This window comes from Thiobaca trueperi (assembly GCF_004342175.1).
Lineage (GTDB): Bacteria > Pseudomonadota > Gammaproteobacteria > Chromatiales > Chromatiaceae > Thiobaca > Thiobaca trueperi.
Window position 1 is genome coordinate 155153 of sequence record NZ_SMAO01000009.1, and the last position, 24596, is coordinate 179748.

A 24596-nucleotide genomic window follows, 5' to 3' on the forward strand; every position below is an offset into this window, starting at 1 on the left:
AACTGCCAACTGCCAACTGCCAACTGCCAACTGCCAACTGCCAACTGCCAACTGCCAACTGCCAACTGCCAACTGCCAACTGCCAACTGCCAACTGCCAACTGCCGGGGCGAATGAATTCGCCCCTACCAAGGATCATTATGTATCGCGAGACACCGCACCCGATCTTTCTGCACGACTATCAGCCGCCGGAATTTCTGATCGATCGTGTTGATCTGGCCTTCGAGCTGGATCCTGAGCAAACGATGGTCACTGCGCGGCTCGAATTGCGCCGCAATCCGGCGGCGACCCGTGGCGACGGTACAGTGTGCCTGCATGGCGAGCAACTGGAGCTGGAATGGATCGCGCTCGACGGTCATCCGCTGAATCCGGTCGATTATCGGGTGGAGCGCGAGTCGCTGACCGTGCAGCGGGTGCCGGATCGCTTTGTGCTGGAGACGCAGGTGCGGATCCATCCGGCGCACAATACGGCGCTCGAAGGGCTCTATCAGTCCGGCGACATGCTCTGCACCCAGTGCGAGGCGGAGGGTTTTCGCCGCATCACCTATTTCCTGGATCGCCCGGATGTGATGGCGCGTTACAGCGCGACCCTGATCGCCGACAAGACCCGTTTTCCGGTGCTGCTGTCCAACGGCAACCGGGTCGCGTCAGACGATCTCGACGACGGGCGTCATCGGGTGCGCTGGGAGGATCCCTTCCCCAAGCCGAGTTATCTCTTTGCGCTGGTCGCCGGGGATCTGCGCGCGGTCGAGGATTCATTCACCACGGCCTCAGGGCGTGAGGTGGCGCTTCAGATCTTTGTCGAGCCGCACAATCTGGACAAATGCGACCATGCCATGCGCTCGCTCAAAAAGGCCATGCGCTGGGACGAGGAACGCTTCGGGCGCGAATATGACCTCGATATCTTCATGATCGTCGCCGTCAGCCATTTCAACATGGGCGCGATGGAGAACAAGGGGCTCAACATCTTCAATGACAAATTCGTGCTGGCGCGGCCCGACACCGCAACGGATGTCGATTTCGACGGCATCGAGAGCGTCATCGCCCATGAATATTTCCACAACTGGACCGGCAACCGCATCACCTGCCGCGACTGGTTCCAGTTGAGTCTGAAGGAAGGCTTCACCGTCTATCGCGATCAGGAGTTCACCGCCGACGTGGCCTCGCGCGGGGTCAAGCGCATCAGCGACGTGCGCGTGCTGCGGAGCCATCAGTTCACCGAGGACGCCAGCCCCATGGCGCATCCGGTGCGCCCCGATTCCTATATCGAGATCAACAATTTTTACACCGCGACCGTCTATCAGAAGGGTGCCGAGGTGGTGCGGATGCAGGCCAATCTGCTCGGCCCTGAGGTCTTCCGGCGGGCGACCGATCTCTATTTCGCGCGACACGACGGTCAGGCCGTGACCACGGACGATTTCGTACGCTGCATGGAAGACGCGAGCGGACGCGATCTGAGCCAGTTCCGCCGCTGGTACGAACAGGCCGGCACCCCGGAACTGCACATTCAGACCAGTTATGACGAAGCGACCCGCACCTGTAGCCTGATCGTGCGCCAGCACACCGAGCCGACCCCGGGCCAGCCGGTCAAGGCGCCCTTCCATCTGCCGCTGGCAATCGGTCTGCTCGGCCCGGATGGTCGGGATCTGCCGCTGCGGCTTGCCGGCGCATCCTCCCCGGATGCGCCGGGGACGCATGTGCTGGAACTGCGGCAGGCAGTCGAAACCTTCCACTTTGTCGATCTGCCGGCGCGTCCGGTGCCCTCGCTGCTGCGCGGTTTTTCGGCGCCGGTAAAGCTGTCGTTCGACTGTACCGATGACGACCTGCTGTTTCTCATGGCCCACGACAGCGACGGCTTCAACCGCTGGGACGCGGCGCAGACCCTGATGCAGCGTCTGCTGCTGAATCTGGTTGAGGATGCGGAGGCCGGGATCCCGGAGTCGTTCTTCGACGCCTTCCGGCGCGCTCTGCGCGACGAAGCGAGCGACCGGGCGCTGCTGGCGGAGGTCTTGACGCTGCCTGCCGAGTCGTATCTGGGCGAGCAGATGGCCGTGGTGGACGTGGACGGCATTCATCGCGCCCGCACCACGCTCACCCGACTGATCGGCGAGCGTCTGCGCGACGATCTGCTGGCGGTTTATCGTGACAACGGCGAGAGCGGTCCCTATGCCTTTACGCCTGAGGCGGTCGGTCGCCGTGCGCTCAAGAATCTGGCCCTGGGCTATCTGATGCAGGCCGAGGATGCCGAGGCGCTCGCGCGCTGTCAGGCGCAGTTCGCTGGCGCGCACAACATGACCGATGTCATGGCGGCGCTGCGTCTGCTGGTCGATCGGGGCGGCCTGGAGAGCCGTCAGGCGCTGGACGAGTTTTACCGGCGCTGGTCGGGCGAGTCGCTGGTGCTGGACAAATGGTTCAGCGTCCAGGCCACCAGCCCGCGCGAGGAGACCCTGACGCAGGTGATTCAGCTCATGCGGCATCCCGATTTCTCGCTGGGCCACCCCAACCGGGTGCGCAGTCTGGTCAGCGCCTTCTGCAACCTGAACCAGGTCCGCTTCCATGCCGCCGATGGTGCGGGTTATCGTTTCCTCGCCGACCGGGTGCTGGAACTGGATCCGCTCAATCCGCTGATCGCCTCGCGTCTGGTCAAGTCGCTGATCCGCTGGCGGCGTTTCGATCCTGGCCGTCAGGCGTTGATGCGGGCCGAGATCGCGCGGATTCTGGAGCGGGAGGACATCTCGAAGGATGTCTTCGAGGTGGCGTCGAAGGCACTGGACGCTGGCTGACCATCAGCAATCGATATCAGGCCGCCGATCGCTGCACCGGGGTGCGGCGGCGTTCCTCGGCTGCCTGACAGACCGCGCAGCGTTTGGCGTTGGGCACATGACGACGGCGGCTGACCGGAATGGGTTCGCCACAATCGATACAGACTGCGCAGCCGGCTCCGCCCTGGGTGTGACGAAGGATCGCGGCAATCCGCATCTGGATTTCCCGTTCCGTGTGGGCCTGGGCCAGATCGAGCACATCGGCGAATTTTTCCACTGGGTTGCTGACCGTGCTGAATGGACGTAGCGCCAGTCTATTCCCGCCTGATGATCCTGGGATGAGCGTTTGATGGCGGGTTGATGACGGCGGCCGCATCAGCCAGCGATGGTCGATGGCGTCTCCCTCATGACAAAATGGCCGCTCAGTTGCAACGGGGCGGGACCATGCTCGGAATCCTTGATCGTTATGTCTTCCGCGAGGTGGCGAAGGTCTTTCTTGCCATCGTCGTCGTCCTGACCCTGATCGTCGTCAGCCTGATGTTTCTGCGCACCCTGGAAGAGGTGAATGTGGGCGGGCTGGGGGTCGATGTGGTGTTTCACTTTCTGGGTCTCCAGATCCTGCGGGATCTGTCCAGCCTGCTGCCGCCGGCCTTTTTTCTCGCCATGCTCGTCACCCTCAGCCGGCTCTCGCGCGACAGTGAGCTGGTGGCGATGAACGCCTGCGGCATCGGTCCGCCGCGCCTCTATCGCGCCCTGCTGCTGCTGGCGATCCCGGTTGCGCTGCTGACCGGCTGGATCGCGCTCGTGCTTCAGCCGGATGCGGCGGCCGGGATTCTGGCGATTCGTGCCCAGCAAAGCGAGCAGGGGGCGCAGATCGCCGGTTTGCAGTCGGGGCGGTTCTATGTCGAGGAGCAGGGCGAGGTCGTGGTCTACATCGGCGAGATCGACCGGCAGAAATCGCTGGGCGATGTCTTCATTCTGGACCGGCGCGGCGGAAATTCACGGATCATCGTCAGCAAAGGCGGTCAGCACCGGATTGAAGAGACCACTGGCGACCATATCGTGACCCTGATCGGCGGTCATCGTTTCGATGGCAATCCGGGCGTCGGCGCCTTTCTCATTGGCGATTTCGCGGAATACCGGATCCGCATCCGGGGCTCCGGCATCCGTCCGCAGCGGAACGCCAGACGCGCCACCACGCCGACCCTGGATCTGCTCGGCTCATCGGCGCTGGCGGATCGAGTCGAACTCGAACACCGGCTGGCGGCGCCGCTGGCGATTCTGACCCTGGCCCTGCTGGCGATTCCGCTGGTGGACATCTCGCCGCGCCAGCGCACGACCGGGCGTCTGCTGCTTGCCCTGCTGGCCTATTTCAGCTTCTTCAATCTCCAGCGTCTGGCGGAAAGCTGGCTGGAGAGTGGCGTGACACCGCCCTGGTTAGGCAGTCTCTGGTATCAGTTCGCCATCCTTGGCATGGTCTATCTGGTGCTGCTCCCGGAGAGCTTCTGGCTCAAGCGTCTGCGCGACCGACTGACATCAGGCTGAGGCCGTGCGCCGACGCAGCAGCCAGCCGATGCCGACCGCGATCAGCAGCGTGAGTGCGCCGCCGACGAGGCCCGCCAGACTCGTTGCCGGATCGACCGCCGGCCAGACCGGCGCTTCCGCATGATCCTGCTCTTGTCCAGGCCTAGAGTCCGCATCCGCTGCGCCGAATCCATAGTCCGGCAGGATGGCGGTCTGTTGCTGCACGGCGCTGAGTGTGGCGTGGATGCCGTCATCGGGGTGTGCAATCTCCTCGGCGCCACTCACTCCGGCGATGGACCATTCCAGACCGTCGGGATAGGTCGAAGCGAACCAGGAGAGCGCGCCGCCGGTGATCACCGCCGTCACGCCGAGCCCGATCAGAACCTTTTTCAAAAGCGGCTGGCCGAGCGGACGCGCCGTTGCGGCGTGACGCAGGATGTCAGGCTGTGCCGCCCAGATGAAGTTCACCACCGCCGCTGTCACCAGTCCCTCGACCAGCCCGATCCCCAGATGGATTGGCAGCATCAGGAGGACGAAGGCAGAGAAGGGCAGCTCCGAGATGCCGGACACGACCGTCTCCAGCACCACGCCGAAGGCGCCGAGTTGCAGCCCCACCACGGCCGCCAGCACGGCGGCGAGCGTGATGCGCCCCGGCGTGGGATGGGCGCCAACGAGCGGTTTGTAGATCAACGGGTAAGCCACGAAACAGGGCAGAACCGCCATATTGAAGATGTTGGCCCCCAGTGCGAGCAACCCGCCATCGGCGAAGACGAGCGCCTGCACGGTCAGCACCGAGGCCATCACCAGAAAAGCAGCGTGCGGGCCAAGCAGAATGGCGAGGAGCAGTCCGCCGCCCAGATGACCGCTGGAGCCGGTGCCGGGGATGGTGAAGTTGATCATCTGCGCGGCGAAGATGAAGGCACCCAGGACGCCCATCAGCGGAATGGTCTGATCGTCCAGCGTCTCCCGCACGCGCCTGGAGCAATGCCAGGTCATGGCGGCGGTGGCCGCCCAGAGGGTTCCGCCAACGGCTGGCGAGAGGAGTGCGTCGGCCATGTGCATGGGTGAGTCTCCCGGTAAAGTGTTACGTGAAAAATATCTGTGCTACTGTCGCTCAACGCTAAACGACGCCCGCGCTTCATGTCAAATCGCCCCTTCATTGTCAGCAGCAGGATCCGGAACTGAGGGTGAACGCCGTGTCCGGCATTGATGCATCGCTCTTTGATCTCGGGCGGCTCGACCATCTGGGGCGTCAGGAAACCCCGCTCCATCGGCTCGATCCCCGCGCCAAGATCCTGACCACGGCGGTCTTTCTCGTCTGCGTGGTATCTTTTGGTCAATACGATGTCGCGCCGCTGCTGCCCTACGCCATCTTTCCCATCGCCCTGGCGAGCGCGGGGCGCATTCCCTTTGACTATCTGCTGAAAAAGCTCCTGATCGTGTCGCCCTTTGCGCTGCTGGTCGGCATCTTCAATCCACTGCTCGATCAGGAGCCCCGGCTTCAACTGGGATCGCTGGCGGTGAGCGGGGGCTGGATCTCCTTCATGTCGATCCTGCTCCGCTTTGCGTTGACGGTCAGTGCCGCGCTGGTTCTGATCGCGATCACCCGCTTCGAGAATCTCTGTCTGGGCCTGCAACGGCTTGGTGTGCCGCAGGTCTTCACCCTCCAGTTGCTCTTTCTCTATCGTTATCTCTTCGTGCTCGTCGATGAGTCGCGGCGTCTGGTGCGGGCGCGGGCGCTGCGATCCGTCGGCGCGCGCGGTCTGGGGATGCGGGTCTACGCCAGTTTGCTCGGACATCTGCTGCTGCGCACGCTCGACCGCGCCCGACGCATCCATATCGCCATGCGCTGCCGGGGCTTCAGCGGCGAGATCCGCTCGCTGCAACCGCTGCGGATCGGTCATCCTGAAATGCTGTTTACGCTCGGCTGGTGCGGGATTTTCATGGTTCTGCGGATCTGGAATCTGCCGCAGATCCTCGGCGATCTGACCCTGAGGCTGGTCACATGAGTCGGTCATTTGTCGAGCTGGAACGACTGGCCTATGCCTACCCGGATGGCACGCAGGCGCTGGCGGACATCTCGCTGCGGGCGCACCAGGGCGAATCCGTCGCCATCGTCGGGGCCAACGGAGCGGGCAAATCGACCCTCCTGCTCCATCTCAACGGCTATCTCAGGCCACAGCAGGGGCGGGTGCGGATCGGCGATCTGTCATTGACGAAAGAGAGCCTGCCAGCGGTGCGACGTCTGGTGGGAATGGTGTTTCAGGATCCGGACGATCAGCTTTTCATGCCGACGGTCGCTGAAGATGTCGCCTTTGGCCCCCTGAATCAGGGACTGCCGGTCGCTGAGGTGGAACGGCGTGTGAACGATGCGCTGCAACGGGTGGGTGCGCTGGCGCTGCGCGAACGACCACCCTATCGCCTGTCCGGCGGGGAGAAGCGGGCGGTGGCGATTGCCACCGTGCTGGCAATGGAGCCGGCCATGCTGGTGCTGGACGAGCCCAGTTCAAACCTGGATCCGGGTGCGCGGCGGCGGCTGATCCGTCTTTTGGCGGGCTTCGAGCAGACCACATTCATCGCCACGCACGATCTGGATCTGGCGCTGGATCTGTGTTCGCGTACCGTCGTTCTGCGCGAGGGCCGCATTGTCGCTGATGGCCCTACGGCCGAGATCTTCGTCGATGCGGCGCTGCTGGCAGCATCCGGTCTGGAACCGCCCCTGCGCATGCAGGGCTGCCCGCTGTGCGGTCAGGCGGCGATTGAGACGACATAAAAAAGGGCGGGGAGATTCTCCCCGCCCCGTCGGTTAAAGGTTATGCGGATGGGGCAGGCGCCCCAGCCCGGTTAGCGACCGACGCCGTGGAGTGCATAAGGCACCAGCGGCAGCAGGCAGATGACAATCCCAAGCCAAATCGCCCGACTCTCGTGCTTGCGCATCACTTCTTCAGTCATGACACTCACCTCGGTTCAGTGGTTGGAACAATGGAAGGTGTGGAAGATGCTTGGGCTGGATCCCGAAGATACATCTCTCTTGCCAACGATGAGCAGAATAGTCATAACCGAGAAGAATACAAGGAATACCGCTTTCGATACGTGGTCATTACCTACTTATTTGGTTGGTTTAGGCTGCGCGCCGGAAAGCGGATGCCGGCACTGAGCCTTTTGGGCCGGGCTGGCCGGATGTTTACTGTCCTCTACCCCCTGTCGCAAGCCGTTGCTCGCAAATATCCACGGTTTGAACAATGGAGATCCCGATGAACTCACCGCACGCCAATCGGGCCGAGGACTGGCCGACCGGTTTCATGCTGATCCAGGGCAATCGTATGGAGACCCTGTGCGGACTCCTGGTGGCCTGGATGAAGCGCCATCCGCTCCATCCGCTGGAAAACGAAACGGTGCTGGTGCAGAGCAACGGCATCGCACAATGGCTCAAACTGGCGCTGGCAGCCAATCCGGGGAATGCGCTGGAAGGCGGCTGCGGCATTGCCGCTGCGATCCGAACCAGTCTGCCGGGGCGCTTCATCTGGTACGCCTACCGTTGTGTCCTCGGCAATCTGCCGGACAGCTCGGCCTTCGACAAGGCGCCCATGACCTGGCGGCTCTATCGCCTGCTGGACGATGTCGCGGCGCTCGGCGCGCGTCTGCCGAACCCCGAGTGTCTGGCCCCGCTGCGCGGCTTTCTGCAGGAAGACGACGACCCGCGCCGCCGCCATCAACTGGCAGCGCAACTCGCCGATCTCTACGATCAGTATCAGGTCTATCGCGCCGACTGGCTGGAACACTGGCAGGAAGGCCGGGACATCCTGATCAGGCCAGACGGCAGCCAGGAACCGGTGCCCGAGACGCAACGCTGGCAGCCGGCGCTCTGGCGCATCCTGACACAGGATGTCGCCGGAGAGACCGCCGGAAATCCGGAGAGCCCTGATGGCGCCAGCCGCGCCGAGATTCATCGCCGCTTCATGGCCAGGATCCACGCTTTGGGCGATGGGCCGCATGCCCTGGATGAGCGACTGCCGCGACGGGTGATCGTCTTCGGTATCTCATCCCTGCCGCGCCAGTCGCTGGAGGTGCTGGAGGCCATTTCCAGCCGCACCCAGGTCATGCTCTTTGCACACAATCCCAGCCGCCATTACTGGGGCGACATCGTCGAGGGACGCGAGCTGTTCAAGCGCGATTATCGCCGCCAGCGCGCACGCAAGGTGCCGGAGAACATCGACGAAACCCGGCTGCATCTGCATGGTCATCCGCTGCTCGCGGCCTGGGGCAAGCAGGGCCGGGACTACATCCGGCTGCTGGACGAGCATGATGAACGCGCGCACTACGAGGGCCATTTTCAGTCCGCGAGCCTGGACATCGATCTCTTCGAGTCACCCGGCAAGGCGACCCTGTTGCAGCAGTTGCAGGACGACATCCTGGAACTGCGTCCGCTGCATGAGCGACAGGCGCTGGCTGTCGCCATCGATCCGCAGCAGGATCGCAGTCTGGAATTCCTGGTCGCCCACAGCCCCCAGCGCGAGGTCGAAATCCTCCACGATCAACTGCTCGACGCCTTCGCGCAGGCGTCCGATGCCGGACGGACGCTGCACCCGCGTGACATGCTGGTGATGGTCCCCGACATCCATCCCTATGCGCCGCACATTGAGGCTGTCTTCGGGCGTCTCGCGCCGGAGGATCCGCGTCATATCCCCTTCCATCTCTCCGATCAGGGACTGCGTCATCGCAATCCGCTCCTGATCGGGCTGGAAACCCTGCTCAATCTGCCGCAGTCGCGCTTTGCGGTCAGCGAACTCCTGGATCTGCTCGACATTCCGGCGCTGCGTGCGCGGTTCGACATCGACGAATCCGATCTGCCCCAACTGCGTGGCTGGATCAGCGGGGCCAATATCCGCTGGGGCCTGCACGCCGCGCAGCGCGCCAGTCTGGGCCTGCCCGAGGATCTGGAGCAGAACACCTGGCGTTTCGGTCTGCGACGCATGCTGCTCGGATTCGCCACCGGCAGGGCGGAGCCCTGGCAGGGCATCGAGCCCTATGACGAGATCGGCGGGCTGGAGGCGGCGCTGATCGGTCCCCTGGCGCAACTGCTGGAGACCCTGGAGCATTACTGGAAGGTGCTTCAGACCCCGCGCACCCCGGATGACTGGACGCAGGTCGTGGCGCGTCTGCTCGACGACGCCTTCGCGGTGGTCACCGAGGCCGATACCCTCGCCATCGGCCAGGTGCAGCAGGCGCTGGAGCAATGGTCGCGCGACTGCCGTCAGGGCGGCGCGGAGACGCAGATCCTGCCGCTGGCGGTGGCGCGCGCCGCGCTGCTGGCCGGTCTGGACGAACCGACCCTGAACAAGCATTTTCTCGCCGGCGCGGTCAATTTCGCTACCCTGATGCCGATGCGCGCCATCCCCTTCCGGCAGATCTGGCTGCTGGGCATGAACGACGGCGACTATCCGCGCACCCGGCGTCCGGCTGATTTCGATCTCATGGCGAATGACTACCGCCCCGGCGACCGCTCGCGCCGCGAGGACGACCGCTATCTCTTTCTCGAAGCCCTGCTCTCGGCGCGCGAGCGGCTGGTCATCAGTTGGGTGGGGCGCAGCATCCGCGACAACTCGCCCCGTCCACCCTCGGTGCTGGTCGGCCAGTTGCGCGATCATCTTGCCGCCGGCTGGCGGCTGGCCGGCGCAACCGATGGCGTACCTGGCATGACGCCGGGCGAGGCGCTGCTGGCGGCGCTGACCACCGAGCATCCATTACAGCCCTTCAGCCGCCAGTATTTTCAGCCCGACCGCAATCCGCGTCTCTTCACCTATGCCCACGAATGGCGGGCGGTGCATGAGGATCGCGCGCCTGAGCCGGAGACGCCGCCCTGTCTTGCCCGCCCCACGCTGGATGCGCCCATTCGGCTATTCGCCCTGGGCGCTTTTCTGCGTCATCCGGTCAAGACCTTTTACAGCCGCCGCCTGTCGCTCGATCTGACCCGAACCGAGCAGGGTATCGAGGACGAGGAGGTCTTTGATTTCGACGGACTGGGGAGCTGGGGCATCCGCGACGCCATGATCCAGACCGTCGCCAGCACCCTGGCGCAACAGATCGATGCCGACCCGCATGCCTGTCTGGGCGCAGCCATGCAGCGTCTTGCGCGCGCTGGCAGTCTGCCCCTTCCGCCTTTCGATGGGGTCTGGATCGAGTCGCTGACCGCTGAACTGAGCGAACCGGTGGAGACCTATCGCAGGCTGCTGCAAGCCTTTCCACAGCCCTGTCCGGCGCAGATCCTGCGTCTGGAGCGGGACGGCATCGTCCTCGAAGACAGCCTGAGCGATCTGCGCGAAAACGCCGGGGGCAATCGGGTCAGACTGCGTCTTCAGGCCAGCCGGCTCGTGGTCGGCGGTGATCTCAAGTGGTCGCACCTGACACCGCACTGGCCGGCCCATCTCGCCGCCCAGCTCGACGGGCCGGTCAGCACGCATCTGCTCGGGCCGGACAGCCATGTCATCCTCGACCCGCTCCCTGCCGAGGCGGCCGCCGTCCTGCTGGACCGGCTGCTGGACGACTATCTCCAGGGTCTGACCGCCCTGCCGCCACTGGCCTGCAAAACCGGCTTTGCCCTGCTTCAGGCGAACGCCGGGCGCAAGGCCGATCCGTGCGCAACTTACGAGGGCGGCTATAACCATGACGGCGAGCGCGACAGCCATCCGGGCTATCGCCGTTTCTGGCCGACCTATGAGGATCTCCAGGCCGATCCGGGGTTTGGCGATCTGATCGAGCGGCTCTATCGACCGCTCTTCGACCACTGCTCGCCCTCCGGGGAGACCGCGCCATGAGCCAGACGCTCGATCCGCTCGCCTTTCCGCTGCGGGGCAGCCGTCTCATCGAGGCCAGCGCCGGCACCGGCAAGACCTTCACCCTGGCCCTGCTCTATGTGCGTCTGGTGCTGGGGCATGGCGATCAGGAGAGCGCCTTTGACCGCCCGCTCACGCCCCCCGAGATCCTGGTCGTCACCTTCACCGATGCCGCCACCAAGGAACTGCGCGACCGCATCCGGCGGCGTCTGGTCGAGGCGGCGGTCTGTTTCGAGTCCGCTCCGGGCGCCCTGACCGCCAGCGACCGTCTGCTTGACGATCTGCGCGATACCTATCCGCCCGACGCATGGCCCGGCTGCGCGCGGCGTCTGCGTCTGGCCGCCGAGTGGATGGACGAGGCCGTCATCTCGACCATCCATAGCTGGTGTTACCGCATGCTCCAGGAACATGCCTTCGACACCCGTGGACTCTTCGACCGCGAGCTGGTAACGGATCAGGCCGATCTCATCGCCGAGACGGTGCAGGATTACTGGCGCGTCCATTTCTATCCGCTGTCCCCACTGGAGGCGCGCTGCGTGCGGGAGGTCGTCCAGTCGCCCGACGCGCTGCGGCGCAAGCTCGCTGACTGGCTCAAGCGTCGGGAGACGCGGTTTTCCTACAAGGGCGAACCGCTGGACGGTGAAACGCTCGACGCCGCGCTGGCCCGTCAGTGTCAGTGGCGCACCGCACAGGATCAGGCCGATCTGGAAGGCGAGCGTCTGAGCGCACAGGCCGCTGAACTGGAACAGGTGGCGCGGAATCTGTGGCAGGCAGACCGCGCAACGCTGGAACAGCATCTGCGCACACTGCGGCCGCATCTCAACGGCACCGTGCACGGCAGCACACACGCAGACAAGTTCGAGGATCTGCTGGCCGAGGTCGCCCGCTGGTCCGGGGGCGAGGAGGCGCCCGGCAAGCTCAAGTCCTTCGCCCAGGGCGCCTTCCAGTTCAAAAAAACGGCCAAGGTGCAGAGCGAGATCAAGCATGCCGCCTTTGAGGCCATTGCCGACTGGCAGTCCGTCAACCCGGCGGCATGGCCTCAGCCAGCCGAGCCTGAGCCGGCCTTTGAAGCCTGTCTGCTCGCCCATGCCGCGCGCTGGGTGGGACACGAACTCAACCGGCGTCTGCTCGCCCGTGCCGAAATGGGTTTCGACGATCTGCTGCGTCAGCTCGATCTGGCGCTCACCCCCGAGCCATCCGCGCAGCCGGGACAGGCCGCACGTCTGGCCGAGACCATCCGCCGTCAGTTTCCGGTGGCCCTGATCGATGAGTTTCAGGACACCGATCCGGTGCAATACCGGATCTTCGACCGTGTCTATCGGACGGCACACAACGATCCGCAAACCGCGCTCATCCTGATCGGCGACCCCAAGCAGGCGATCTATGGTTTCCGAGGTGCCGACATCCACGCCTATCTCGACGCCCGGCGCGCGACGGATGGACGCCATCACACCCTGGGCGTCAATTACCGTTCGACCCGGCCCCTGGTCGATGCCTGCAACCGTCTGTTCGAGCACGCCGAAGGCCATGCGCGGGGCGCCTTTCGCTTCCGGCTCGGGGCGGACAATCCGATCCCCTTTCAGCCCGTCGCGGCTCAGGGCCGCGCCGAACGTCTGATTCTGGATGACCGGGAGGCACCGGCGCTGACCCTCTGGACCCTGGATCAGGGCGAGGATCCGGTTTCGATGGACGATTATCTGCGGCAGATGGCCGACGTCGCCGCGACCCGGATCGCCGACTGGTTGCGGCAGGCGCGTGCGGGCCGGGCCGGTTTCGCGCGCGATGACATGCGCCGCCCGCTGCGACCGCAAGACATCGCCATCCTGGTCCGTACCGGCAAGGAGGCCGGTATGATGCGCCGGGCGCTGGCGGCGCGGCGCATTCACAGCGTCTATCTCTCGGATCGGGGGTCGGTCTTTCAGACTGAGGAGGCGCCCGATCTGCTGCACTGGCTGCGCGCCTGCGCCACGCCGACCGACGAGACCCTGGTGCGCGCCGCGCTGGGCACCAACACCCTGGCGATGCCGATGGACGAGCTGGAGCGGCTCCAGCATGACGAACTGGCCTGGGAGGAACAGATCGAACGCTTTCGCGGCTACCGGCAGGTCTGGCAGCAGCAGGGCGTGCTCGCCATGCTGCGACGCCTGATGCAGGATGCGGAACTGCCGGCACGATTGGTCGGACGCGACGACGGCGAGCGTATCCTGACCAATCTGCTACATCTGGCCGAATGGCTGCAAGCCTCGGCGAGCGCCATCGATGGCGAGCAGGCGCTGATCCGGCATCTGTCGGAGCATCTCGGGCAGGCCGAGGAGGAATTCATCCTGCGTCTGGAGAGCGACGCCGAGCTGGTGCAGATCGTCACCATTCACAAATCAAAGGGGCTGGAATATCCGCTGGTGCTGCTGCCCTTCATCTGCTCCTGGCGGGCGGTGGACGGTCACACCCGACAGGTTGTCTATCGCGCCGAACAGGGTGTTTCGCTGGAACTGGCGGGCAAGAAAGGCTTCGAGACGGCCTGGGCCAGGGCGGACGACGAGCGTCTGAGCGAGAACATGCGTCTGCTCTATGTCGCCGTGACCCGCGCCGAGCAGGCGCTCTGGCTCGGCATCGCACCGCTCAAGAGCGGCAACGCCAAAACACCCCAGTTGCATCAATCGGCCATCGGTCATCTGCTCAATGGCGGCGAGCGTTTTGCCGCGCCGGCTCAGGTCTGGGAGTCGCTGGAGCGATTGCGCGGAGACTGTCCGCACATCCGCATCGAGCCCGCCCCGTCACCCTCGTCAAAGCGGCTGGCGCCGGAACCGGGTGCGCAACTGGACGACGCCCGCACGGTGCGGAGCCGGCATCAAAGGGGCTGGTGGATCGCCAGCTATTCGTCGCTGCGACTGGCAGCCCCGCCATCAACCGGCCCGGATGATTCCGCGCCAATGCAATTGCCGCCGTCATCGGCAGAAACCGCCCGGCAGGAAACCGCACTCGAAGAAGAGGCCGCCGCCGCAGACGCTCAGTCGGAATCGCGACGTTTGCGCCGCATGCCAAAGGACAGCCATCTGCACGCCCTGCCGCGCGGCGGTCAATATGGCACCTTTCTGCATGAGATTCTGGAATGGGCGTCGGCACAGCGGGCGCGCGACGATCAGGGCAACCTGCTGCGCGGCTATGCCGCTGCCGCCGAGTCACCGACGCTGCGGCTGGAGATGCTGCAACAGCGCTGTACGCTGCATGGACTCGCCGACTGGATCGATCCGCTGGATGTCTGGCTGAAGGATTTTCTCGACCGGCGCTGGATACTCTCGGGCCTGCCGGACACGAACGGCCAGATCCCGACCCTGTCACTCAGCGAGCTGGAACCGCATCGGATGCAGGTCGAGCTGGAATTCTGGCTGGAGAGCGGCGATGTCGCGACGCCCCGACTGGATCAACTGGTGCAGTCGCACACCCTGGACGGCGAATCGCGTCCGGCCATCGGCTTCAACCGTCTCAACGGCATGCTCAAAGGCTTCATCGATCTGGTGTTCGAGCATGAGGGGCGCTACTACATCATGGACTGGAAATCCAACCGGCTGGGTCTGGATGACGCCGCCTACACCCCCGAGGCAGTGCGCGCTGAAATCCTGCGCAAGCGTTACGACCTGCAATACGTCCTCTATCTGCTGGCCCTGCACCGCCAGCTCCAGGCGCGTCTGCCCGGCTATGACTATGACCGGCATCTTGGCGGGGCGATCTATGTCTTTCTGCGCGGCGGTTACAGCGCCGGTCAGGGTCTGTTCATGGACAAACCGCCGAGGATCCTGATTGAAAAACTGGATCGCCTTTTTGCTGGCGCTGAGGAGGCGGCATGATCGACCTGACAGAGACCGGTTTCCTGGCGCGGATCGCGACCTGGGCGACTGCCGGGGCGCTCCGTCCGCTCGATCTGGCCCTGACCCGCTTCATCCGGCAGCAGGGACCGGAAACCGATGCCGCCGTGCTGCTCGCCGTGGCGCTTGCCAGCGAGCGCAATGGTCACGGTCATGTCTGTCTCGACCTCAAGGCGGCGCTGGACCATCCCGACGAGCTGCTGACCAGTCCGCGCGACGACGGTGAAGCGCCCGATGTCGATGCGCACGCCGACTTGAAGGCCATGCTGGGCGGGTTCGATCTGGCGGACTGGCTGATCCGTCTGCGCCGCAGCCCGGCGGTCAGCGACCGCCTGACGGGTGGCGATGACGATGGCGTTTCGCCGCTGGTGCTCGGCGGTACAGACACTCAGCCACTGCTCTATCTGCGTCGCTACTGGCAGTACGAGACGCGCATCGTCGCCGGGATCGAGGCGCGTCTGCGCCAGTCCTTCGTCCTGCCGGAAGCTGACCTGCGCGCGCAGCTCGACGCGCTCTTTGCCCCCGGCGAGGATCACAGCGGCTGGCAGCGGATCGCCTGCGCGCTGGCGGCACGCAGCGCCTTTGCCATCGTCACCGGCGGCCCCGGCACCGGCAAGACGACGACCGTGGTGCGTCTGCTTGCACTCCTGCAAGGGTTGGCGATCGCTGGCGGTCAACCGCCGCTGCGGATCCGTCTCGCCGCGCCCACCGGCAAGGCCGCCGCCCGTCTCAACGAATCCATTGCCGACCGGATCGCCAGCCTGCCGCTCGACGGCCCGCACGGCGAACAGGTGCGCAGCCAGATTCCAACCGAGGTCGCCACCCTGCACCGTCTGCTCGGCGCCCGCCCGGACAGCCGTCATTTCCGTCATCATGCCGGTCATCCGCTGCCCGTCGATCTGGTGGTGGTGGACGAGGCGTCGATGGTCGATGTGGAGATGATGGCCTCGCTGCTGGAGGCGCTGCGGCCCGACGCGCGGCTGATCCTGCTCGGCGACAAGGATCAACTGGCCTCGGTGGAGGCGGGCGCGGTGCTCGGCGATCTCTGCCGGCGTGCACGCGCGGCGCACTATCTCCCGACTACCCGCGACTGGCTGCAACGGGCGACCGGCGCCAGCGTGCCAGACATCTTCATCGATTCCGCTGGCGGTGCGCTGGATCAGTCCATCGCCATGCTGCGCAAAAGTTATCGCTTCAAACCGGAGGGCGGCATCGGCGCGCTGGCGGCGCTGGTCAATGAAGATCTGCCCGGTCATCAGGCGGTCAACCGCCTGGACGCCGTGTTGCAGTTGTTCGCGCGTCAACGGCAAGCCGCGCCGGACGATCTGGGGCGCATTGCGGCCATTCATCTGCGTGACACCCAGGATCCGGCATTCGCGGCCCTGGTCAAAAACGGCTATCGCGGCTATCTGACCTGCATGCGCGACCGCGATCCGGGCCATGTGGCCGACCAGACGACCCTGGATCAGTGGGCGCGCGATATTCTCAAGGCGCAGGGACAGTTCCAGTTGCTCGCCGCGCTGCGGCAGGGGCCATGGGGTGTGGAAGGACTCAACCGACAGATCGTCGCCATCCTGAGTCGGGCAAAGCTGCTGGATCTTCGACCTGACCCGGAACAGAGCGGCTTCGAGCGTCACTGGTTCGCCGGGAGACCGGTGCTGGTCACGCGCAATGATTACAGTCTCGGGCTCATGAATGGCGACATCGGCATCACCCTCGCGGTGCCGGTTCGCCAGCGCGACGGCCAGATGCGCCGGGTGCTGCGCGTGGCCTTTCCTGCCGGAGACGGCAGCGGCGGCATCCGCTGGATCCTGCCCAGCCGGCTCCAGTCAGTGGACACGGTCTTTGCCATGACCGTGCATAAATCGCAGGGTTCGGAATTCACCCATGCCGCCCTGATCCTGCCCGACACCCCCAACCCGGTTCTGACGCGCGAGCTGATCTATACCGGCATCACCCGCGCACGTCAGGCGTTCACGCTGGTCTATCGCGAGTCGAGCGTACTGGGGGAGGCGCTGGAGCGCCGGGTGCGACGCGCCAGCGGGATCTGTTTGACCTCCCCGGCGGCATAGAGTGCGCGGGCGGCGGCGTTGGAATCGCGCACTTCCAGAAAGGCGGTTTCAGCCTTGCGCTCGATCAGCAGCTCCAGCAGATGACGCAGCATCTGCCGTCCCAGCCTCCGGCGTTGATGGTGGGGATGCACGCAGAGATTGAAGATGTGACACTCCCTGACCGCGACCGACATGATGCCGTGCGCGGCAATCTCCTGCCCGATCTTTCGACTTGACGGCAATAGCCGACCCGCAGACAGTTCGCAACAATGGCCTTGTTCCAGGGATGCGGACAGGTGGTGCGCTCGACCGCCAGATTGGCCTCGCACATGGGGTTGAAGCGATAACATATCGCTATATCCAAAAGGCGTTTCTCGTCAAAATGTGCCAAATATTTCAAAATCGTCCGGGGCTGGTCAATGTGGCTGACCCTGGAGTATATTCCCCGAGTCTATCGGCCAATTCTCACTGATTGCGGCCGCGGCTTATTCGGATCGCGAGTCGCCCGGCTCCGGTTTTCAATGCATTGATGAGGGCTATCTTATGGGCCTTGGCGGATTGAGTCTTGGTCATATGCTGGTTGTGTTATTGGTGGTTGCGCTGGTGTTCGGCACCAAGCGGCTGGGCAATATCGGCGCTGACATCGGCAGCGCCATCAAGGGTTTCCGCAAGGCCGTGTCCGACCCCGACGATAAAACGTCTCAAGCCGACGAGCAGGTGTCGTCCGGCGGTCCCGTGTCCAAACCCTCAAATTTCAGCTAAACGACCAGATCTTCGCGTGTCCGCTCCCGCGCAGTTCGACGCCTGATCCTGAGCGGCGGCGGTTGAACGCGGGGCAAAACCGATCCGCCGCCATGCGCCGGAGGCCGAACCGGCGACGGGGGCGGTGCCTGAATATATAGCAGCTCCAACCGTTAAACCGCGCCAGCTCTCGCGGTCGTCGATGCTGCCAGGGTTGATTCAACCCGAACACATCGCACCGCACTGGACGCGGTTTAATCCTGTCAAAAGCCATATTTTCGTGTCGGCAGAGCCGGCAGTGATCAGGTGTCGTAATGAAAAAGATCAAAGCTGCCAAAAAGCGTTTGCGTCCGTTTTCAACTCATTTTGAATAAGCGCCTGAAGAGCCTTCCTGTCTTCCCGCGTTTTCGGTAGCGGTCGTTCGTAATCCGGATGCAGGTGCAGCCAGACCGCTGCGGCTATTTCAATGGCGTACTCTTCTTCAATGGGGCATTCGCTCGTATAGTACTCGATGATGGTCGGGATGTGTTTTTCCACAAACACATCGAGGCCGAGATTGATGTCCGCTTGAAGTTGATTCCGAATATCGAGATTGGTGGCGATGTCGCCATAGATGGCGCGCCCAGTGGGGTCGATCATCATGTCCTCCTGATCAAGACAGGTGTGATGGCTAGGCTCCCCCTGCATAAACGACCACGCAGGGTACCGTTTGACCGCAAACGGCCAAGCTGATACAGCATCCCTGATTCTACCGGTGAGGATCCGAGTGGGTTATGAGTGTAAATACTCTATTATCTTAATGGTCGAATCGTTATTTACAGACATCCGCAAATCGCTGTTGCACGGCAAGTCGAGTTTGCTCTATTCTTTAAAAGATTGTGCAGCGCAGCAAGACACTGGCAGCCCCGCTGCAAACGACCATTGAGGTTCTCTTTGACTCCCATTGACGCTTGTCCTCCCGCAGATGCAGCGGACCCAGTGCAATCGAGCTTGGTTGAGGGCATCGCCCGCGTCGTCGCGATAGACGGTCGCGTGGCTTGGCTGGAGCCCGAGCAAACCACCAGTTGCGGCGGCTGTGCCTCTTCCGGACTCTGCGGCGCCAAGGGAATCGGGACCACTGCGAGCCGCCTCGAAATGCGCCGTTTCCCGCTGACGAACGAGCCGGGACTCATCATTGGCGAACGGGTCGTCGTTGGGGTTGACGAACGTGCCTTACTCAAAGCATCGGGAACCGCCTATGCACTGCCCCTGGTGGTGATGCTGGGAGCCGGCTTGGTGGCGCAATGGTTAGCCGGAAGCGACGCGATCACCATGGCCACCATGGTGATCGCGCTGGGTGTAGGTCTCGCGGGCGCACGCTGGGGTGCCCTTTCGCTGGGTGCCCGTGGTCAACTCGCACCACGTTTCATTCGTCGGGCAAGCACCGACGAGTTCTGTCGTACCGAATTAACCAAAGGTGCCCGCTAGTCATGCAGGACTATGTGCTTTTGATGATCGGGGCCGCCCTGGTCAACAATGTCATCCTGGCCCGCTTCCTGGGCCTTTGCTCTTTCATGGGCGTGACGACACGGATCGACACCGCCATCGGCATGGGGCTGGCGACGACCTTCGTCATCACCGTCTCGTCCATGGCCAACTGGGCGGTCCAGGTGTATCTGCTGGAGCCCTACGGCCTGGGTTACCTGCGCACGGTGACCTTCATCCTGGTGATTGCGGGCGCGGTGCAATTCACCGAAATGACCGTGCGCAAGGTGTCGCCGCCGCTGTTCCAGATGCTGGGTATCTATCTGCCGCTCATTACGACGAACTGCGCGGTGCTTGGCGTCGCGCTGTTGCTGGTCGAGGGCAAGATGAGCTTCATTGCCGCCACGCTCTTTGCCTTCGCGTCGTCCATCGGCTACAGCCTGGTCATGGTGATCTTCGCCGGACTGCGTGAGCGTCTCGCCTTGGCCGAGGTGCCGCGCCTCTTCGCCGGCCCGCCAATCGGCTTTATCGTCGCCAGCCTGCTCGCGCTGGCGTTCCTGGGTTTCTCTGGCATGAATACCAACTGAGGTCTGGCTATGTTGATCGCTGTCGGTAGTTTGACCGCCATGGGCGTGGCCTTGGGCGGATTGTTGGGGGTTGCCGCGCGTTTGCTGGCCGTCGAAGAGGATCCGTTGGAAGTGGAACTCCAGGCCATGTTACCCGGCTCCCAGTGCGGACAATGCGGTTTCGTGGGCTGTGCTCAGGCTGCGGCGGCCCTGGCACGGGGCGAAGCGCCGGTCACGCTCTGTCCGCCGGGGGGCAAGGCGGTCGCCGAACAATTGGCCAGGCGTCTGGGGGTGACGGTCGATCTGTCCGATCACGCCCTGCATGTGCCGGTTTACGCTTCGATCGATGAGGCGCTCTGCATTGGCTGCACCCGCTGTATCAAGGAATGCTCCGTGGATGGCATCATCGGCGCGAGCAAGCTGATGCATACCGTCGTTGCCGACGCCTGCCACGGGTGCGGAAAATGCGCTCTGGTCTGTCCCACTGACGCCATCCGGATGCTCGAAGTGCCGGTGACGCTGGCCGCATGGCACTGGCCCAAGCCCTCCATTGATGGCGCATCGCCGCCAAGAACGGCTCCGCGCGTTGAAGACGCCGGACGGACCGCGCTGGCCTAACGGCCTTATCCAATTTCGACCCGGAGCATCAGGCGAATGAAGCTTTTCCCGATCCGTGGCGGCATTCATCCCGAATATCGCAAGGAGCGGACCAGCGAGCGTGTGATCGAGACACTGCCGCTGCCCCATCGGCTCTATATCCCGTTGCAACAACATATCGGCGCCCCCGCCGAAATTTTGGTGTCGGAAGGCGATCAGGTCAAAAAAGGTCAGGTCATTGCCCGTCGCCATGGTCAGATCTCGGCCCATCACCACGCCTCGACCTCCGGGCGCGTGATTGCCGTGACCGAGATCCCGGCCCCTCATCCCTCGGGTCTGCCTCAGCCGACCATCGTCATCGAGCCGGATGAACGGGATGAATGGTGCGTCCTCCCCGATCCCATCCCCGATCCGTTCGCTGTCACCCCCGAAGTCATCGAGGATCGCGTTGCCGAATCCGGAATCGTGGGTATGGGAGGCGCCACCTTCCCGGCAGCGGTGAAACTCCAGTTGGGGATCCGGCACCGGATCGACGCCCTGCTTGTCAATGGAGCCGAATGCGAGCCCTATTTGACCTGCGATGATCGCCTGATGCGCGAATATGCGGATGAGATCATTGATGGCGCCCGCATCATGGCCTATGCCTTGGGTGCGCCCCGGATAGTCGTGGCGATCGAGGAAAATAAGCCCCAGGCGCTGGAGACCATGAGGGTTGCCGCCAGCACCTTCCCGCAGATCGAGGTGGTGGCGGTGCCGGTGAAATATCCGATGGGTTCCGAGCGCCACCTGACGCTGGCCATTACTGGGCGCGAAACCCCGGCACGCAGGCTGACCGCCGATCTGGGCGTCGTGGTGCATAACGTCGCCACTGCGCGTGCAGTCCATCAGGCCGTGCGTCTGGGCCGTCCATTGATTGACCGCGTCGTGACCGTGAGCGGCGGCGCCATCCGCGAACCCAAAAACATTGCCGCCCCCATCGGCGCACGGGTGTCCGACCTGATCGACTTCTGCGGCGGCTTTTCGCAGCGTCCCGAATGCCTGATCCAGGGCGGCCCCATGATGGGCATCCACCTGCCGGGACTGGACGTACCCGTGGTCAAGGGAACCTCGGGGATTCTGGCGCTCACCGCCGACGAAATCAACGAACGGCAGGCGGATCCCTGTATTCGCTGCGGTTCCTGTGTCTCGATCTGCGCCTGTGGTCTCACCCCGGTCGAATTGGCCGCGCATATCCGGCACGACGATCTGGAGGGAGCGGCAAAGCTCGGCGTCATGGACTGCGTCTCCTGCGGTAGTTGCTCCTGGGTCTGTCCCTCGCATATCCCACTGGTGCACTACTTCAACTATGCCAAGGGCGCGTTGCATGCTCAGGAACGCGAGCACCGCAAGACCGAGCGAACTAAATCGCTGGTCGAGGCCCATGCCGCGCGTCTGGAACGGATCGCCGCGCAGCGTGCGGCCACCGTCGCGCGCAAGCCCAAAACGACCACCATTGATGAGATTCAGGCATGATCGTTGGGGAAATCACCAAAAGCGGCCCCTTTACCCACGGGACCAATACCGTCCAGCGCACCATGTTCACGGTGCTGCTGGCGCTGTTGCCGGCCACGTTCTTCGATCTCTATCTATTCGGCTGGCCGGCGATCTTCCTGTTTGGGGTGACGATCGGTTCCTGCGTGCTGGCCGAGGCGCTCATGCTCGCGCTCGCCGGACGGCCCCTGGCCAAGACGCTCAGCGACGGTTCGGCCATCCTCACCGGCTGGCTGCTGGCCATGACCCTGCCCCCCTGGGCGCCCTGGTGGACCGGCGCGCTCGGTGCCGTCTTCGCCATCCCGCTCGCCAAGCACGCCTTTGGCGGACTCGGCCAGAATCTGTTCAACCCCGCCATGGTGGCGCGGGTCGCCCTGCTGGTGTCCTTCCCGGTGGTGATGACCGCCTGGATCGAACCGCACCCGCTGTTCTCGGCCAATGCCCCGAGTTTTGCCGCCGCGCTCGACATCACCTTCGGCAATGGGTTGCCCGATGGGGTGACGGCAGCCACCGCGCTGGGCTATGTCAAGACCGAACTCTCGCGCGGCATCCCCGTTTTTCAATCGCTCAGCGAATACGGGCGCAACACGGACCTGTCCTATACGCCCGACCTCATGGATCTGGCGGCCGGCTACAAATCCGGCAGCCTGGGCGAAACCTCGGCGCTCCTCATCCTCCTCGGCGGATTGTTTCTGATCCGTCGGCGCATCATCACCTGGCACATCCCGGCCACCATGCTCGGCACCCTGTTTCTGCTGGGCACCCTGTTCAACCTGCTGGATCCAGCCCGCTTCGCCCCCGGATACGTCCATATCCTGTCCGGGGCGGCCGTGTTGGGCGCCTTCTTCATCGCCACCGATTACGTCACCTCGCCGGTCTCACTCAAGGGGCAAGTGATCTTCGGCTTCGGCGTCGGATGCCTGACCTGGGTCATCCGCACCTTCGCGGGCTACCCCGAAGGGGTGGCCTTCGCGGTGCTGCTGATGAACTCGCTCACCCCCATCATCGATCAATACACCCGCCCGCGCCTCTTTGGTCGCACGCGCAAGGGTGAGCCTTTGCCATTGAAGGGGGATTGAATGACACAGCGCACCCTGATCCACGGCGTCATCTTAGGGATTTTCTGTCTCGGTTTTGGCCTGTTTCTCGCCCTCACCGAATGGGCCACGCATGACGCCATTGCCGCCCGTGCCCTGGAAGACCGGCAGAACTCGCTCGGGCAGGTGATCCCGGCGAGCCTCCACGACAACAACCCGGTGCTGGACACCCTGAGCATGCAGGACGCCCAGGGCCACGAACTCACCGTCTATCGCGCACTCAAGGCGGGCAAGGTGACGGGTGTCGCCTATGAGATCTTCGGCACCGGCTACGCCGGTCAGATGAAACTCATGCTCGGCATCGATGCCGACGGTCGTGTCTTGGGTGTACGGGCCTTGAGTCATAAAGAGACGCCCGGTTTGGGCGACAAGATCGACGTCAAGAAAGGCGACTGGATTCTTCAGTTCGCCGGACTCGCATTGGGTCAACCACCCGCCGAGAAATGGAAGGTGAAAAAGGACGGCGGTCAGTTCGACCAATTCACCGGCGCCACCATCACCCCGCGCGGCGTCGTCACCGCCATCCGCCACGGACTTGAATTCTTCGCCGCCCACCAGGCGCAATTGCTGGAGGTCAACTGATGGCAACTCACTACGGACGGATCATCCGCGACGGTCTGTGGGACAACAATGGCGTCATCGTCATGCTGCTCGGCATGTGTCCGACCATGGCCATGACCGCCACCGCCACCAACGGACTGGGGATGGGACTTGCCACCGCCGTGGTGATGGCAGCCTCCAATTTCATGGTCGCTGCCTTCCGCCATTACATCACCCGTGAAGTGCGCATCCCGGTCTACATCCTCATCGTGGCGGCAAACGTCACCTTCGTCGATCTGGTGATGAATGCCTGGATGCATGAACTCTACAAGGTGCTGGGTCTGTTCATCCCACTGATCGTCTCCAACTGCCTGCCCTTGGCGCGGCTGGAGTCTTTCGCCTCGAAGGAACCCATCCTGCCAGCGCTGATGGATGGCATCTTCATGGGTCTGGGCTTCACCCTCGCCCTGACCCTGATCGGTGCGATCCGTGAAATCCTGGGTTCAGGCACCCTGTTTGCGGATGCCTCGCTTCTGCTGGGACCGGCCTTCCATTTCATGGAACTGCGCCTGATGCCAGCTGATATGGGCGTGTTGATGATGATCCTGCCACCCGGCGGATTCCTCGTCACGGGGCTGGTGATCGTCGGCAAACGCCTGCTCGATCTCCGCGCCGGTAAGAGTATCCAAATGGCCGGCGCCCATAGCGTGTGAGGATGTCGCCATGAATATCGGTATTGTGTATGCTTTGGCCAAAAAACAGGTGTGGTTGACCATCGAGATGCCGGAAGGCGCGACCGTTCAGGACGCGCTTGCTCGCTCCGGTATACTCACGCAATTTCCTGAAATCGACTTGACCCAGCAGAAGGTCGGGGTCTTCGGCAAAGTCTGTACCCTGGAGACCCGATTGGAAGATGGGGATCGTGTCGAGATCTATCGCCCGCTGATCGCGGATCCCAAAACCCTGAAGGCGCTCGCCAAAGGAGAGCAGGCAGCGGCGCGGTCTGAAAAATCCTGATCTCTATGAATA

Annotated in this window: 20 protein-coding genes; 16 read left to right on the forward strand and 4 right to left on the reverse strand. The window is 63.7% G+C overall.

The genetic code is table 11. The features are described from left to right. The first annotated feature begins 139 nt into the window (after positions 1–139). Entirely contained in the window at positions 140–2782 is a 2643-nt protein-coding gene (gene pepN / locus EDC35_RS15995) for an aminopeptidase N (RefSeq protein WP_132978252.1), read from the forward strand. Between the two features lie 16 nt (positions 2783–2798). On the opposite strand, the gene EDC35_RS16000 is transcribed toward pepN, so the two are convergent. Further along, complete coding sequence (locus tag EDC35_RS16000) at positions 2799–3038, reverse strand: TraR/DksA C4-type zinc finger protein (RefSeq protein WP_132978253.1); 240 nt, start codon at positions 3036–3038, stop codon at positions 2799–2801. Positions 3039–3205: 167 nt separating this feature from the next. On the opposite strand from EDC35_RS16000, the gene lptF reads away from it, so the two are divergent. Further along, a complete protein-coding gene (gene lptF, locus EDC35_RS16005; RefSeq protein WP_132978254.1) occupies positions 3206–4306 on the forward strand; it encodes an LPS export ABC transporter permease LptF in 1101 nt (366 codons plus the stop codon). Here lptF and EDC35_RS16010 read toward each other — a convergent pair. Further along, complete coding sequence (locus tag EDC35_RS16010) at positions 4298–5347, reverse strand: energy-coupling factor ABC transporter permease (protein ID WP_132978255.1); 1050 nt, start codon at positions 5345–5347, stop codon at positions 4298–4300. The two genes, lptF and EDC35_RS16010, sit on opposite strands and share 9 nt — an antisense overlap. Before the next feature lie 134 nt (positions 5348–5481). Here EDC35_RS16010 and cbiQ point away from each other — a divergent pair, with 134 nt between their 5' ends. From cbiQ to recD, 5 genes are all read left to right on the forward strand, one after another. Then, positions 5482–6294: a cobalt ECF transporter T component CbiQ gene (gene cbiQ / locus EDC35_RS16015; protein WP_132978256.1), complete on the forward strand. Its 813-nt coding sequence runs from the start codon at positions 5482–5484 to the stop codon at positions 6292–6294. After that, positions 6291–7058 carry an energy-coupling factor ABC transporter ATP-binding protein gene (locus EDC35_RS16020; RefSeq protein WP_132978257.1) on the forward strand — a complete coding sequence of 256 codons (768 nt, stop codon included), beginning with the start codon at positions 6291–6293 and terminating at the stop codon, positions 7056–7058. The genes cbiQ and EDC35_RS16020 overlap by 4 nt, the downstream gene beginning before the upstream one ends. A gap of 481 nt (positions 7059–7539) precedes the next feature. After that, on the forward strand, positions 7540–11100 hold the full coding sequence (gene recC, locus EDC35_RS16025) for an exodeoxyribonuclease V subunit gamma (protein ID WP_132978258.1): 3561 nt from the start codon (positions 7540–7542) through the stop codon (positions 11098–11100). Next, on the forward strand, positions 11097–14963 hold the full coding sequence (gene recB, locus EDC35_RS16030) for an exodeoxyribonuclease V subunit beta (protein WP_132978259.1): 3867 nt from the start codon (positions 11097–11099) through the stop codon (positions 14961–14963). The genes recC and recB overlap by 4 nt, the downstream gene beginning before the upstream one ends. Then, a complete protein-coding gene (gene recD, locus EDC35_RS16035) occupies positions 14960–17053 on the forward strand; it encodes an exodeoxyribonuclease V subunit alpha (protein ID WP_132978260.1) in 2094 nt (697 codons plus the stop codon). The genes recB and recD overlap by 4 nt, the downstream gene beginning before the upstream one ends. On the opposite strand, the gene EDC35_RS16040 is transcribed toward recD, so the two are convergent. Then, complete coding sequence (locus EDC35_RS16040) at positions 16966–17274, reverse strand: GNAT family N-acetyltransferase (protein WP_243651732.1); 309 nt, start codon at positions 17272–17274, stop codon at positions 16966–16968. The two genes, recD and EDC35_RS16040, sit on opposite strands and share 88 nt — an antisense overlap. A 301-nt stretch (positions 17275–17575) precedes the next feature. Between EDC35_RS16040 and tatA the strand changes: the two genes are divergently transcribed. Next, the gene (gene tatA / locus EDC35_RS16045) at positions 17576–17794 is read left to right on the forward strand and encodes a twin-arginine translocase TatA/TatE family subunit (protein WP_132978261.1); all 219 of its coding nucleotides are present in this window, start codon (positions 17576–17578) and stop codon (positions 17792–17794) included. 303 nt (positions 17795–18097) lie between these two features. Here tatA and EDC35_RS16050 read toward each other — a convergent pair whose 3' ends face one another. Then, on the reverse strand, positions 18098–18415 hold the full coding sequence (locus EDC35_RS16050) for a hypothetical protein (RefSeq protein WP_132978262.1): 318 nt from the start codon (positions 18413–18415) through the stop codon (positions 18098–18100). Between the two features lie 348 nt (positions 18416–18763). Here EDC35_RS16050 and EDC35_RS16055 point away from each other — a divergent pair, with 348 nt between their 5' ends. From EDC35_RS16055 to EDC35_RS16090, 8 genes are read left to right on the forward strand one after another with little or no spacing between them, the layout of a single operon-like run. Then, a complete protein-coding gene (locus tag EDC35_RS16055; protein ID WP_243651734.1) occupies positions 18764–19240 on the forward strand; it encodes a SoxR reducing system RseC family protein in 477 nt (158 codons plus the stop codon). A 2-nt stretch (positions 19241–19242) separates the two neighbouring features. Continuing rightward, positions 19243–19824: an electron transport complex subunit RsxA gene (gene rsxA, locus EDC35_RS16060; protein ID WP_132978263.1), complete on the forward strand. Its 582-nt coding sequence runs from the start codon at positions 19243–19245 to the stop codon at positions 19822–19824. Positions 19825–19833: 9 nt separating this feature from the next. Next, positions 19834–20421, forward strand: coding sequence for an RnfABCDGE type electron transport complex subunit B (locus EDC35_RS16065; RefSeq protein ID WP_132978264.1), 588 nt, complete (start codon positions 19834–19836; stop codon positions 20419–20421). Between the two features lie 36 nt (positions 20422–20457). Then, the gene (gene rsxC / locus EDC35_RS16070) at positions 20458–21912 is read left to right on the forward strand and encodes an electron transport complex subunit RsxC (RefSeq protein WP_132978265.1); all 1455 of its coding nucleotides are present in this window, start codon (positions 20458–20460) and stop codon (positions 21910–21912) included. Then, a complete protein-coding gene (locus EDC35_RS16075; protein WP_132978266.1) occupies positions 21909–23009 on the forward strand; it encodes an RnfABCDGE type electron transport complex subunit D in 1101 nt (366 codons plus the stop codon). Before rsxC ends, EDC35_RS16075 begins: the two co-directional genes overlap by 4 nt. Then, entirely contained in the window at positions 23010–23609 is a 600-nt protein-coding gene (rsxG, locus tag EDC35_RS16080) for an electron transport complex subunit RsxG (RefSeq protein WP_132978267.1), read from the forward strand. It abuts the gene before it with no gap. Then, positions 23609–24280 (forward strand): electron transport complex subunit E, encoded by a 672-nt coding sequence (locus EDC35_RS16085; RefSeq protein WP_132978268.1) that lies wholly within the window; start codon positions 23609–23611, stop codon positions 24278–24280. Before rsxG ends, EDC35_RS16085 begins: the two co-directional genes overlap by 1 nt. A gap of 10 nt (positions 24281–24290) precedes the next feature. Beyond that, positions 24291–24584, forward strand: coding sequence for an RnfH family protein (locus EDC35_RS16090; RefSeq protein WP_132978269.1), 294 nt, complete (start codon positions 24291–24293; stop codon positions 24582–24584). Positions 24585–24596: the final 12 nt, after the last annotated feature.

Coding starts and splice junctions, on each gene's coding strand:
- rsxC (WP_132978265.1), top strand. CDS start 20,458: ATGAAGCTTTTCCCGATCCGTGGCGGCATTCATCCCGAATATCGCAAG.
- recB (WP_132978259.1), top strand. CDS start 11,097: ATGAGCCAGACGCTCGATCCGCTCGCCTTTCCGCTGCGGGGCAGCCGT.
- pepN (WP_132978252.1), top strand. CDS start 140: ATGTATCGCGAGACACCGCACCCGATCTTTCTGCACGACTATCAGCCG.
- lptF (WP_132978254.1), top strand. CDS start 3,206: ATGCTCGGAATCCTTGATCGTTATGTCTTCCGCGAGGTGGCGAAGGTC.
- EDC35_RS16085 (WP_132978268.1), top strand. CDS start 23,609: ATGGCAACTCACTACGGACGGATCATCCGCGACGGTCTGTGGGACAAC.
- rsxA (WP_132978263.1), top strand. CDS start 19,243: ATGCAGGACTATGTGCTTTTGATGATCGGGGCCGCCCTGGTCAACAAT.
- EDC35_RS16050 (WP_132978262.1), bottom strand. CDS start 18,415: ATGATGATCGACCCCACTGGGCGCGCCATCTATGGCGACATCGCCACC.
- EDC35_RS16075 (WP_132978266.1), top strand. CDS start 21,909: ATGATCGTTGGGGAAATCACCAAAAGCGGCCCCTTTACCCACGGGACC.
- EDC35_RS16065 (WP_132978264.1), top strand. CDS start 19,834: ATGTTGATCGCTGTCGGTAGTTTGACCGCCATGGGCGTGGCCTTGGGC.
- EDC35_RS16020 (WP_132978257.1), top strand. CDS start 6,291: ATGAGTCGGTCATTTGTCGAGCTGGAACGACTGGCCTATGCCTACCCG.
- recD (WP_132978260.1), top strand. CDS start 14,960: ATGATCGACCTGACAGAGACCGGTTTCCTGGCGCGGATCGCGACCTGG.
- recC (WP_132978258.1), top strand. CDS start 7,540: ATGAACTCACCGCACGCCAATCGGGCCGAGGACTGGCCGACCGGTTTC.
- EDC35_RS16010 (WP_132978255.1), bottom strand. CDS start 5,347: ATGCACATGGCCGACGCACTCCTCTCGCCAGCCGTTGGCGGAACCCTC.
- rsxG (WP_132978267.1), top strand. CDS start 23,010: ATGACACAGCGCACCCTGATCCACGGCGTCATCTTAGGGATTTTCTGT.
- tatA (WP_132978261.1), top strand. CDS start 17,576: ATGGGCCTTGGCGGATTGAGTCTTGGTCATATGCTGGTTGTGTTATTG.
- EDC35_RS16090 (WP_132978269.1), top strand. CDS start 24,291: ATGAATATCGGTATTGTGTATGCTTTGGCCAAAAAACAGGTGTGGTTG.